Source organism: Prevotella melaninogenica, from assembly GCF_003609775.1.
In the GTDB taxonomy this organism is placed as follows: domain Bacteria; phylum Bacteroidota; class Bacteroidia; order Bacteroidales; family Bacteroidaceae; genus Prevotella; species Prevotella melaninogenica_A.
Genome location: NZ_AP018050.1, coordinates 1,123,150 through 1,136,642, shown reverse-complemented (window position 1 = coordinate 1,136,642; position 13,493 = coordinate 1,123,150). Strand labels below are relative to the sequence as shown.

General features: G+C 40.2%; 11 protein-coding genes. 3 read left to right on the top strand and 8 right to left on the bottom strand.

Going from position 1 to position 13,493, the window contains the following annotated elements; all coding sequences use genetic code 11:
* Positions 1-76: 76 nt before the first annotated feature.
* Positions 77-868, top strand: a complete 792-nt coding sequence (locus PMEL_RS11255) for a glycoside hydrolase family 25 protein (protein ID WP_120175357.1) — start codon at positions 77-79, stop codon at positions 866-868.
* A gap of 18 nt (positions 869-886) precedes the next feature.
* Here the strand turns inward: PMEL_RS11255 and PMEL_RS11250 are convergent, their stop codons facing one another.
* The 8 genes from PMEL_RS11250 to PMEL_RS11215 form a co-directional block, all read right to left on the bottom strand.
* Positions 887-1,321, bottom strand: a complete 435-nt coding sequence (locus tag PMEL_RS11250; protein ID WP_120175356.1) for a hypothetical protein — start codon at positions 1,319-1,321, stop codon at positions 887-889.
* 133 nt (positions 1,322-1,454) lie between these two features.
* Complete coding sequence (locus PMEL_RS11245) at positions 1,455-3,122, bottom strand: formate--tetrahydrofolate ligase (RefSeq protein ID WP_120175354.1); 1,668 nt, start codon at positions 3,120-3,122, stop codon at positions 1,455-1,457.
* Between the two features lie 446 nt (positions 3,123-3,568).
* Complete coding sequence (locus tag PMEL_RS11240; RefSeq protein WP_120175352.1) at positions 3,569-4,021, bottom strand: YqaA family protein; 453 nt, start codon at positions 4,019-4,021, stop codon at positions 3,569-3,571.
* Positions 3,994-4,938, bottom strand: coding sequence for a hypothetical protein (locus tag PMEL_RS11235; RefSeq protein ID WP_120175350.1), 945 nt, complete (start codon positions 4,936-4,938; stop codon positions 3,994-3,996). The genes PMEL_RS11240 and PMEL_RS11235 overlap by 28 nt, the downstream gene beginning before the upstream one ends.
* An 87-nt stretch (positions 4,939-5,025) precedes the next feature.
* Positions 5,026-6,294, bottom strand: a complete 1,269-nt coding sequence (gene purD, locus PMEL_RS11230) for a phosphoribosylamine--glycine ligase (protein ID WP_120175348.1) — start codon at positions 6,292-6,294, stop codon at positions 5,026-5,028.
* Between the two features lie 123 nt (positions 6,295-6,417).
* Entirely contained in the window at positions 6,418-8,628 is a 2,211-nt protein-coding gene (locus PMEL_RS11225) for a S9 family peptidase (protein ID WP_120175555.1), read from the bottom strand.
* Positions 8,618-10,165 carry a class I SAM-dependent RNA methyltransferase gene (locus PMEL_RS11220; protein WP_120175346.1) on the bottom strand — a complete coding sequence of 516 codons (1,548 nt, stop codon included), beginning with the start codon at positions 10,163-10,165 and terminating at the stop codon, positions 8,618-8,620. Before PMEL_RS11220 ends, PMEL_RS11225 begins: the two co-directional genes overlap by 11 nt.
* A gap of 53 nt (positions 10,166-10,218) precedes the next feature.
* Entirely contained in the window at positions 10,219-11,163 is a 945-nt protein-coding gene (locus PMEL_RS11215; protein ID WP_120175344.1) for a serine O-acetyltransferase, read from the bottom strand.
* 168 nt (positions 11,164-11,331) lie between these two features.
* On the opposite strand from PMEL_RS11215, the gene PMEL_RS11210 reads away from it, so the two are divergent.
* Positions 11,332-12,042: a glycoside hydrolase family 25 protein gene (locus tag PMEL_RS11210; RefSeq protein WP_120175554.1), complete on the top strand. Its 711-nt coding sequence runs from the start codon at positions 11,332-11,334 to the stop codon at positions 12,040-12,042.
* A 240-nt stretch (positions 12,043-12,282) separates the two neighbouring features.
* Positions 12,283-13,446, top strand: a complete 1,164-nt coding sequence (locus PMEL_RS11205; protein ID WP_120175342.1) for a penicillin-binding transpeptidase domain-containing protein — start codon at positions 12,283-12,285, stop codon at positions 13,444-13,446.
* The last annotated feature ends 47 nt before the right edge of the window (positions 13,447-13,493 follow it).

Sequence of the window (13,493 nt, the reverse complement as noted above, 5' to 3'; positions counted from 1 at the left end):
AGAAAGCATATTATTAGGCTTATCGCTGCTAATATGCTTAATAAATCCATACAGGCTCTATAAATTAAAACAATAAATGATAAAGCGTAAACGTAGGCGCAAAAAGCAAACGCGCAATAAATACAGTATTTGGTGGTGGGTCTGTGCTGCTTTAGCGGTACTAATAGTTATTCTTATCATCGACCTAAAACCATGGCGCAGACCTCGCTCTGTAGCCAGCGATCAATGGCCTTATCGTGATATGACCAAAGGTCCATACACTAAAGACTTTGATGGGCTTGACATTTCACGCCATCAAGGGAAGATACATTGGGATGAGCTGGTGGAAGAGAATCCACAACTACGTTTTGTCTATATTAAAGCTACAGAAGGTAGTTCTATCGTTGATCCATTATATAAGAAGAACTTTAAGGCAGCAAAAGAAAGAGGCTTATTAGTAGGCTCTTACCATTTCTTGACTTATCGTACATCTATGGAGCGTCAGGTAGATAATTTTCTTGCTAATATTGACCTTAGTCAGCAAGACCTATTACTACTTGTTGACGTTGAAAAGGATGGAACACGTAATTGGGGACGTGATATCATTCAAAAGAATCTTGCAGAATTTATCCGATTAATTAAGGAACGAACAGGACATTCTCCAATGATTTACACTAATGAAGCTTATTATCATCTAAACCTCTATCCCGAGTTTAACCGTTACCGATTGTTCATTGCAAACTATAATCTTCCTCCACAACTACCTGACACAAAATATGATATATGGCAATCAAGTAAGCGTGGAAGAGTGCGTGGAATATGGACATACGTAGACATTGACCAGCTACGTGAAGGTGTATCCGTAGATGATTTCAAGATGCCAAAATAAAAGATTGTTCCGATTAAATCAGCAATCTGTTGCAATTTTATTAATAATACGAATTTTGTCTGTGCCGTTATAGGTTGTTTTACCCAGTGAACTAAAATCGATTACATTACGATAAATGCTTGAAAAGGCAACAAGCTTGTTATCTTTTATAAAGAGAAGCGTACAAATACTATCGAATAAAGTATTATCAAGGATAGCATCTCTATCTCCAGCATAGCCCATATCTATTTTCTCATCAGAAGCAGTATGATTATCATAAGGCTTGATAACTATCATCGTATCCCATTCTTTATCCTTATATAATTCATGGACAGAGATACAAGTTTCTGATTTCTGAATTGCCTGTAAGTTATCATTTAAATTTACCTCACGGTAAGGTGCATTGACACACCAAATAATTGCACCAATAAGGATAACAGAAAAGAAGATTAGTAGTATTGTCTTTTTTTTCATATTGTTTTCGTCAACAGCCTAAGTTTTTCTGATAATAGTAATATCTTGTGTCAAGAGGAAACTTGTCCAGGATGTATAGGATGCTCCTATAAAACTGGACAAGTTGTAAATTAATCGAAACTATTGATACTTGTTAAGCCAAACCTTCTATCTGACCACGAACAATATCAATCTTTTCAGCTTGAGGAACCTTAGGTAAACCTGGCATACGCATAATCTCACCAGCAATAGCAACAATCATCTCTGAACCTCCATTGATAACAAAGTCACGAATGGTGATATCAAAATTCTTTGCTACACCCACCTGCTTAGGGTCCTCACTGAATGAGAACTGTGTCTTAGCAATGCAGACAGGGAACTTATCCATTCCCCATGATTTAATGCGTGCAAGTTTATTCTGAGCAGACTTCTTAAGGATAACAGAGCGAGCACCATAGATATTCTTGGCTACCTTGTTTACTTTCTCTTCAATACTATCCTCATCGGCATAAGTCATGTTGATTTCGTTAGCGCCCTGCTTATCAATCGTTTCAACAACAAGTCGAGCCAATTCCTCAGCACCTTCGCCGCCCTTCAAGAACACATTGTTTTCTGCAAAGCCTACACCCAACTTCTTACAGTAGTCAGCAAGAAGTGCAATTTCCTCTTCTGTATCATCACCATATCGGTTCAATGTGACAATCACTGGCTGTCCAAAGCGTTGCATATTCTCAACATGACGGTCAAGATTAGCAAAGCCCTCTACAAGTGCTTGACGCTCTTGCTCATGTGATGCACCATCAACAAGACCACCATGCATCTTCAAACCACGTAAAGTTGAGACGAGAACAGTGGCACGAGGGTGAATCTCTGCTTTACGACACTTAATATCCAAGAACTTCTCTGCACCAAGGTCTGCACCGAAACCAGCCTCAGTAATAGCATAATCACTCAGTGACATTGCCATCTTAGTTGCAACTAAACTGTTACAGCCATGGGCGATATTCGCAAATGGTCCACCATGAACAAAGGCTGGTGTTCCTTCAAGTGTCTGAACAAGATTTGGCTTAATAGCATCCATTAAGAGAACAGTAATAGCACCAGCTACACCAAGATCGCGTACTCTAAATGGTTTGTCGTCAAAGGTGATACCCAAAACCATATTCTCAATACGACGACGGAGGTCTTGCTCACTGTCGGCAAGACACAATGCAGCCATAATCTCACTTGCTGGCGTAATATCAAAGCCAGACTGTGTTGGTAAGCCATCAGTAGATGCTCCAAGTCCTGTAACGATGTTACGAAGACTACGATCATTTACGTCCAAGACACGCTTCCAAAGAATTTGTTTTAATGTAAAGCCTTCACTGCGATGCTGATAAATATAGTTATCAAGCAAGGCTGCAATCATATTGTGTGCACTCGTAATAGCATGGAAGTCACCAGTAAAGTGGAGGTTAATCTTCTCCATTGGTACAACCTGAGCATATCCACCACCAGCAGCACCGCCCTTCATTCCAAAGCAAGGACCAAGACTTGGCTCTCGTAGGGCAAGAACAGAACGCTTACCAATGCGGTTTAACGCCATTGACAAGCCAATACTAACTGTAGTTTTACCAATACCAGCACGGGTAGGGGAGATTGAACTAACAAGAATAAGGCGGTTGCAAGCAACTCGCTCTTCATTTATTAGCGAAAGAGGAACTTTCGCCATATACTTACCATAATGCTCCAAAGCATCAGCTGGAATACCCACCGTAGCTGCTACTTCCTCAATTGGCTTCATGTTACATGAGCGTGCAATTTCGATGTCAGATTTCATAGTTATATTCTTTTTATAAAGTTATAATCGCAAAGATAAAAATAAATTTTGAATATAACCAGTTCTTGCGAAGAAAGTTTTTCGGTTTTAAAAACGTTATGATTATCAAATAACTTTCTATTAATTGAATATAAGAGAGATTATTTCCTATTAGTATAATCTGTAAACACTATATAAATAAGCGATTCCTATATATCTAACATATCTTATATTGACCTTGATGATTCTATCTTACCCTTTTCTATCTACGTGTTAGTGCCCAGCACATATAGTGCTCATAGTTAACACCAATGGTGCTAAGCACTAAAACACTTACAATATATTCCCGTTGAAAAAACAAAATAACATAAAAGGAGATACTGCATAGGAGAGTATGCTGCTTAAGTTATATTAGATATTAGTTGTTTCCTATAAAGAGAAAAATAATCTTCATAGGAAATAACTAATTAAAAGAGGGAAGATGCACCCCAAATCAAAGCTGCATAACGCAGTACTTTACCTATTGTAATACTTAATACTGACAAAGCGATATTTGCACGTGTAAGTCCTAAAACAATGGTGATGGCACTACCAAGGATAGGAAGGAAAGCAAAGAATCCCATCCATGCACCATGTCCGCCCATAAAGCGATAAGCTCTGTCTAACGACTCTTGCTTCACTCGGAAATAACGCTCAAGCCATTCCAGTTTGCCTAATCTACCAAGACCATAATTTAGCATTCCTCCTAAGACGTTGCCTATACTACCATAAACAAGTAATAGGACAGGGTCTACGCCAGCTGCAAGCAAACCGAGCATTACCGCCTCACTACTAAAAGGTAAAACACTTCCTGCAAGGAATGCCGATAAAAACATTCCCCAATAACCATAGTCTACAAGTAATTGTGTAAGAGAATCCATAAGTTGAGTAGGGTGATAATGATAGCTGAATAAGAAAGGATGAGAAACATCCAGTTAGTTATCCTTGTACGTGTAAGTGCAAAGAAATGTGCAATTAGCGGTGCTGTAGTTACAATCAACACACTCAGCAATGCTTCATAATGCTGAGGTTGAAGAAACAAAAAGACGATTGTTGCAAGATCTACTGTTATAAATATCTGATAGAACAAACGTGTACGAATATTATCATTGCGCTTTTGATTCATGAAATGCACAATGCCAATCACAGCGCATACCAATACAAATGATAAAGTCAGTATTTGATTAAAACTTAATATCTTAAAATTGAAAGGCTCACTAAATACTGCAATCTTAGCAAAATGGTTTAAGAGTATAGTAATATCTCCCTTAACAGCCAAGTATCCTGCATAGAACCAATAAGGAAGGATAATACCAAGAAGAGATGCAACAAAATTGCGAGGACTCATCGAAAGAATATTGGTACGCATAATGACCCAAAGAATAGGGAGATAGAAAAGAGTTTGTACCCATACAATACTCGCCATACCTATACAGAAGAAGGCATAGAAAGTCCATCCCGGCGCATGAGTGTCTTGATAGCATCGAAAAGCAAAAGTATAGAAGCCTACAAAGCCCAACATAATGATAGCAGCCTGAATAGATGGGAACATAAAGGCCGCCATAGTCGCAAAGACTAAGAACGAACATGACACCATTCTACTGTAGATACGAATAAGCGCATTGGCATTATTCAACTCCATCATAAGATAGGTAGACAGCAAAAGGCATATACCTGGTACTATTACTGCAAGATTATATAACCCCGCAATAACCCATACAAGAGCAGCCGCTGAGACAACGTATGCTTGTGTCCAGCGGCTTTCTGCTATTCGATTTTGGATGCGTTTTTGTTGCATAATAGATGATATACGGAGATAGCCGTAATTAATATTGTTATACAATAGACACCTTATAGCTATCTCCTTTCCTTCAAGAAGATAAGACTATAAGTCCTGACCTATGTCTCTTCTAAAGTATTTATCCGTAAATTCAATCTTCTGAGCTTCTGCAAAACTCTTCTTTAGTGCTTCTTCTTTATTCTCACCATAAGAAGACACAGCGATGACACGACCACCAGCGGTTACAACCTGGCCATCCTTTACAGCTGTTCCACTATGGAAAACTACAGAGCCTTCTATCTTATCAAGTCCAGCAATTGGATAACCTTTCACATACTCTTCTGGATAACCACCACTAACGAGCATTACGCAGACTGCAGAACGTGAGTCAAACTCAACCTCTCGCTGATCGAGATTACCCTCTGCAACTCCTTCAAAGAGATCAACGATGTCACTCTTCAAGCGTAACATAACACTTTCTGTTTCTGGATCACCCATACGACAGTTATACTCAATAACCATTGGTTCGCCATCAACATTAATTAAGCCAAAGAAGATAAAGCCTTTATAGTCAATACCCTCTGCCTTCAAACCATCAACAGTTGGACGAATAATGCGCTCTTCCACCTTTGCCATCCATTCCTTAGTAGCAAATGGAACAGGAGTTACGCTACCCATACCACCAGTATTCAAACCCGTATCATGCTCACCAATGCGCTTATAATCCTTTGCTTCTGGCAAAATCTGATAGTTTGTACCATCGGTAAGAACAAATACAGAACATTCAATACCTGAAAGGAATTCCTCGATAACAACCTTTGCAGAAGCGTTACCAAACATACCTCCAAGCATTTCACGCAATTCTTTCTTAGCTTCTTCAAGCGTTGGAAGAATAAGAACACCCTTACCAGCTGCCAAGCCATCGGCTTTCAACACATAAGGAGCTTTAAGCTTCTCAAGGAAGCACATACCCTCTTCAATAGTAGTACCATCAAATGTCTCGTAAGCAGCTGTCGGAATGTTATGACGTTTCATAAAAGCTTTGGCGAAGTCCTTAGACCCTTCGAGTACAGCACCAGCCTTTGAAGGACCAATAACAGGAATATTAGCTGTGCGACTGTCATCCTTAAAGCAGTCATAAACACCATTTACCAATGGGTCTTCAGGACCGACAACAACCATATCAACCTTCTCTTCAACAACGAAGTCCTTCAGTTTATCAAAGTCATTTACTCCGATTGCAACGTTCTCACCAACTGCTCCCGTACCAGCATTACCTGGTGCGATGAAGAGTTTACTACACTTTGCACTCTGTGCAATCTTCCATGCTAAGGCGTGTTCGCGACCGCCGCTGCCTAAAAGTAATATTCTCATAAAGCTTTGCCCACCCCCTCCGATGAAAGAGGGGAGTGCAGACTTGCTGCACATGGGTATTTATTAATTGTTAGATGCGATTATAAGCAATAATAAAACGTACTATTAGATTATCACCAAACCCTATTTTATAGGCTTAAGATAATTTTCAAAGTACTCTGTAATGCGCTCATGCAAGTGTACACTCTGATGTCCGCGCATATTATGAGGCTCACCTGGATAAACGAAGAAGTCTGGTTGTGTGCCAGCAGCAATACAAGCCTTCAAGAAGGAGTAAGAGTGCTGAGGAACAACGACTGGGTCATTCAAGCCAGTAATTATCTGAAGTTTACCTTTAAGATCCTTTGCCTTTGTAAGGAGTGATGTCTGTGCATATCCTTCTGGGTTAGTCTCAGGAGTGTCCATATAACGCTCTCCATACATAACCTCATACCACTTCCAATCCATAACAGGACCACCTGCAACACCAACCTTAAACACGTCAGGATAATTGGTAACCAATGATGTTGTCATGAAGCCACCAAATGACCAGCCATGAACACCCATACGATTCTGATCAACGTATGGAAGAGACTTCAAGAATTTAACTCCTTCCATCTGGTCTTTCATCTCCTCTTGACCAAGATGACGGAATGTAGCCTGCTCAAACTCCTTACCACGATGTTCGCTACCACGATTATCAAGAATAAAGAGTAGGTAGCCTTTCTGTGCCATATAGGTTTCCCAACCACGTGATCCCCAGTTCCATGAAGCCTCAACATTATGAGCATGAGGACCACCATATACATAGATAACCGTAGGATACTTCTTATTAGCATCAAAGTTAACAGGCTTCACCATACGCCAATACAAATCAGTCTTACCATCTGCAGCCTTTATCGTACCATTTGTATATTCAGGAACTGTATAGCCTTCCCATGGATTAGCAGATGTGAAGTAATCATTACGTTGTGGCTTACCATTCAAACTAATGATTTCATACTTGCGAGGCACAGCTGGTTCACTATAACTATCCATAATAGCAGTACCATCTTGGCTCAGTTTTGGATGATGATAACCACGACCGTTATCAAGCAATGTACGCTTTCCAGATGCTACATTAACAAGCCAAGCATTACGCTGAATAGGATGACACTCGTTAGAAACATAGACAATACTCTTCTGCTTGCTATTAAAGCCAAGTACCTCCATTACAACCCACTTGCCACTTGTAATCTGCTTAAGCTGACGTCCATCCTTATTGAAGAGGTAAAGATGATTATATCCATCCTTCTGACTCTGCAAGATGAACTCATTCTCATTCCATGGTAAGAACTGAATAGGATGACATGGTTCAACATACTTTGCATCAGTCTCACGATAGAGTTCTTTCAACTTTGTACCTGTAGCAGCATCGTATGATACCAAACGGCAATCATTCTGATCGCGGTTGAGTTCAAACATATAAACTGTCTTCTCGTCGGGACTCCATGTGATGTTTGTAAAATAACGGTCTGTTGGGTCACCAGCCTGAAGATACACAGTCTTACCTGTTGTAAGGTCATATACACCAACAGTTACCTTATGAGAAGTTTCGCCCACCATAGGATACTTAATAAGGTCAACCTTAGCTGCACGTGACTCGCCTTTTTCAGGCTTCCAATCTAACTCAGGAACATCAATAAGAGGGTAGGCAGCAACCATACTTTGGTCCATACGATAGAAAGCTAAGCGACTTCCCTTTGGACTCCAATAAAGTCCACCATCAATACCGAACTCATCACGATGTACGCTCTGACCATATACGATATCACCAGAACCATCAGTTGTCAACTGACGTTCTGTGCCTTTTGCATCCGCAACATATAACTGATGGTCTTTAACAAATGCAGTTGCACCAGACACTTTATTCCAATCACGTGCCTGAAGACCAGCTGGACGACTCAAACGCTGTACAAGTTTTTGCGTTTGGAAATCTACATATAAGTCCTCATTACCATTCTGCACCTTCACAATAGAACGGTCAGCATAAGGGAACTCAGCACCATAAAGATGACGAACAACCTCATTAGAAGCAGATAAACCTGCCCACTTGTTAATCTCATCCAGTGAGAAGAGCTGCGTCTCCTTACCAGTTACCAAATCAACCAACGAACAGTTGTTAAGGTCTTGGCGTACCAACTTGCCTCCCCACCACGTAAGATAGCGTGCTTCAGGGCGCATACTGTAGAAGTTTTTGCCACCAAAGTTCAAATCCTCAAGTGTGAACTGCTTTTGTGCCATACTCTCAGTAGGACTTAAAAGTCCTGTGAAAGCACAAAGCCCCACAAGACTAATAAATGATTTAATCTTCATGATTATACGTGTTTTTACCACGGAATCCTCCGCGCTTGTTAGATTTATCAAATCGTTTACCGCCAAACTTACGGTCATCATCACGACTGAACGAACGCTTGCGATCATCATCACGTCGGAATGAACGCTTACGATCATCGTCTCCTCTTCTGAAAGAACGTTTGCGGTCTTCTACATCACGTTCGAAACGAGGACGACGCTCACGATCTTCATGGAACTTACCTCCACCAAACTTATTACGCTCTAAGCTATGAAAAGTAAATGAACGAATATCAGCCTCAGCATTCTCCTCATTTTCATCAAGACGTTTCTTAAACTCACGTTCCTTCTTGAAGCGGTGCTTCTGTGCCATCTCACGCTTCTCGTCTTCGGTCTTTACGACACCACCATCGTGTCGGAAATCACTCATCTTACCATCAAACATCTGGTAACGACGGAACTCACACTCCAAAGAACCATTATAAACAGGAATCTTAATACTTGGCTTCAAACCTATCTGACGGAAACATTCCTCACGATAAGAGAGAATCCATGCCTCATTACCCATAAACTGATGCTTCAAACGTTCACCAATCATCTTATAGGTACCGAGCAAGTTAGGTGTAGAAATACGCTCACCGTATGGAGGATTCATTACAATCATGCTCTTCTCCTTTGGCTGAGTGAAGTCTTTAAAATCCTGCTGTTCAATGGTTACATATCTTGACAGACCAGCTGCAGCAACATTCATACGAGCCGTATTTACAGCCTTCATGTCAGTATCATAGCCATAGATATGATGTGTGAATTCACGCTCTTGTGAGTCATCATTGTATATCATGTCAAACAGTTCCTGATCAAAATCAGGCCATTTTTCAAATGCAAACTCCTTACGGAACACACCTGGAGAAATATTACGAGCAATAAGAGCAGCCTCAACAGGCAATGTTCCAGAACCACACATTGGGTCGATGAAATCTGTTTCACCCTTCCAACCAGTCATAAGAATCATACCCGCAGCCAAAACTTCATTCAATGGTGCCTCAACACTCTCTTGACGATAACCACGACGATGCAAAGACTCACCACTTGAATCCAACGACAGCGTTGCATTATCTTCTGCCACATGGATATTCAAACGGATATCAGGGTTACTAACAGAGATATTTGGACGAGTACCAGTACGCTCACGGAACTGGTCAACGATGGCATCTTTTACTTTGTATGTAACGAAGCGTGAGTTAGTAAACTCCTCTGAATAAACCACTGAATCAACAGAGAATGTCTTTCCAGGGAGAATATATTTACTCCAATCAATCTTCATCACCTCCTCATACATATCTTCAGCACTCTTCGCCTTGAAATGTGCGATAGGTTTAAGAATGCGAATAGCTGTGTATAACTGGAAATTAGCACGATACATCATTTCCTTATTACCAGTGAACGACACCATTCGGCGTCCTATTTGCACGTTATTGGCACCTAACTGTGTCAGCTCTTTTGCTAATACTTGCTCCAAACCCATGAAGGTTTTGGCGATGAGTTCAAATTCTTGCATTTATGTAATAAATATTTTTATTTACGATATTAAATGAATAGTTGGCAGGAACATTATATCCCACCACCATATTCAAAATCGATATCTAAGATATCAGTTTTATTCTGTTTGTACTTCTTTGTCCGTGGACGCATATCTCGTGTAACCCACACGTTAGCTCCTATGATGCAACCTTTCCCAATCGTAATACGACCGAGGATAGTTGCATTGGCATAGACAATAACATCATCCTTTAAGATTGGGTGACGGGCAATACCCTTAATAGGATTACCATCTTTATCGAGTGGGAAACTCTTAGCACCTAAGGTCACACCTTGATAGAGTTTCACATGATTACCTATAATACAAGTTGCACCAATAACCACACCAGTACCATGGTCAATAGTAAAATGAGTACCAATGGTTGCAGCAGGATGAATATCAATACCTGTTTCAGAGTGCGCCATCTCAGCAATCATACGTGGGATAAGTGGCACATTCTCTAAAACTAACTCATGTGCTAAACGATAATTAATAACAGCTTTAATAGCTGGATAACAAGAAATTACTTCTCCCAAATTGGCTGCTGCTGGGTCACCATCAAAGGCTGCTTGTATATCTGTTGAAAGTATCTTACGTAAGGTAGGAAACTTTTCGATGACTCGTCCTGCAACCTTATCTGCCTCCTCTTGCATACAACGGCGTGTATCAGCAGCATTCGGACAATGACAATCTTCATTAAAACATAAACCCGCCATAATCTGTCGACATAGCAGTTTATGTAGGCGTTCTACGTTTACGCCTATTTGGTATTTGATAGTTTTAAAATTAACAGACGAACGCCCATAAAAACCAGGAAAAAGAATAGAACGTGAAAGTTCAATAATTTCTTCCAATTCCTTAGCTGATGGCAATGGGTCTCCATCACGATGCTCATGGCAAATGCCCTGCAACGCTTCCGGTTCAGAAAGCTCATCAATGGTCTGTATGAGTTGCTGAGTGATGTCCTGTTTGCTCATTGATACTATATCGAGATATAATTACGTTGCAAAGATAATGATTATTATCGGATTTTTATGGGTTTGTTCAAGAAAAATATACTAATTTTGCAGCGCTTTTCAAGCACCATTACAGGATAATTTAGATTCTAAAAGAATCTTATTCAAAATGTTTCAAATAATAAAATGATGAAATCAACTATATTTCCACGTTCCATTAATATCTTTTTCCTATCAGCTATTTGTGTAATAGCTTCTGCATCAAATTCTTATCATAAGTCTTCAAAAAACACGAAACGCCAGTATGATGGTATTGATGTGTCGCATCATCAGGGAAAGATTGATTGGAAAGAAGTGGCAAAAGACAAACAGATTAAATTTGTATATATCAAAGCAACACAAGGAACAAGTTTAAAAGACACGAACTACGAGCAGAACATCAAAGCGGCTCGTCGTCAGGGATTGCGTTGTGGTTCTTATCACTATCTTTCATGCTTAACGCCTATTAGGTCTCAGTTTCGCAATTTCCAGAAAACAATGAAAGGACACAAGCAGGACTTGATTCCGATGATTGACGTTGAACACGAGGGTGTAAGACGTTGGAGCAAGAAACAAGTACAAGACAGCGTTGCCTTATTTGCCAAACTGATAGAGAGAAAATATGGAAAGAAACCGCTTATTTATTCTCATGTAAGCTTCTATAATTCTCATCTTAATCCTCGTTTTAACAAATACTTTTTGTCCTTGGGTAGATATAGTTCTGTACGTCCATCTATCAAGGGAGTAGGGCGACATAACATCTGGCAGTTCTCCGATCGTGGAAAAGTACGCGGTATTCGTGGATACGTAGACCTCAACCGTTTCATGTCAGGAACATCACTTACAGACATTCGCCTTTAGTAATTTACAATTATTTTGGATTGTTGTGAATTAATTATAAACAAGTGAAAGAATGTTTCAAGCGAATAATTTATTTGTACTTTTGCACCCCATAAAAACTTAGATGAACCCAACTTGCTCTTTGTAGAAAGAAGAGTGAGAAACATTATAGCCTCTAAAAGAAGAAAATATCAATAGCGTTATGGAGTCATAAGTCTTTGTGACTGATGGCAAAACATATTAAGCAAGAATTTAATAAGTATGCGTAAAATAACTATAAACAAAACAATTATATCTTTTCGATTTGCAATACTTGCACTCGTGTTCCTTACACTGAACAGGGTTCAGGCACAAGAGTATCGTGAAGACCCACCACTAACCTTTCGTCCACTGCTACAAGAGCTCGGAACAGATTTAATGCAAGGCAAGAAGGGGAGTATCGTTGCGATTGATCCAGCTACTGGTGAGGTCCTTTGTATGGTGACAAATTCACCTACGGGTCCTAATGATGCACTTGCCATTGCAACTGCTTATCCTCCTGGCTCAGCCATTAAGCCGGCACAAGCATTAGTCTTCCTCTCAGAAGGAATCGTTAAGCCAGACACCAAGATTGCCTGTCATGATGGGTTTCGTGATGGAAACATAAAGGTTAAATGCCATCCGCATTACTCTCCAGAAGCACTGCCTGGCGCAATAGCAGTATCTTGTAATACTTGGTTCTTAAAATCATACCTATCAATGTTAAGCAATACACAGAAGTATGGTTCCAAGGAGAAGGCTGTTACAACTTGGTGGGAATACATTACCAGTATGGGACTTGGTGGTCCATTGGGTATTGATATGGCTGGCGAAAAGGGTGGATTGGTTGCTAATGTGAACTATCTCTCACGCCGTTATAAGAATAATTGGGAGCCAAAAACAATTATGTGGGCAGGAATGGGACAAGGCGATATCACAGCCACCCCTTTACAGCTCTGTAATTTAGCTGTAACGATAGCCAATCGTGGCTACTTCTTTACACCACATATTCATAAGAGCGTAGACTGGGCACCACTGCCTTCACGATTCCTTACCCCTCGTCAAACCAAGGTTCCTTCTTATATATATTCAAGTGTCATTAATGGTATGCGCTTAGCAGTAACAAAGGGAACAGCAACCGTACTCAACGGAACAACCTATCCTGTATGTGGAAAGACGGGAACAGCCGAAAATGCTGGTAAGGACCACTCTGTTTTCATTGGTTTTGCACCAATGAATGAGCCTAAGATTGCCATCTCTGTTTATATTGAGCATGGAGGTTTTGGAGCTGATGTAGCTGCCCCTATAGCAGGACTGATTATGGAGAAGTATCTTAAAGGGAAACTGAGTCCAAAATCACAAGCTATGGCAAAGCGCATTGAGCGCATAAACACGATGGATAAGTAAAACCATTTTGTAATAAAAAATCATATCCTTAAAAATCAATAGATGCT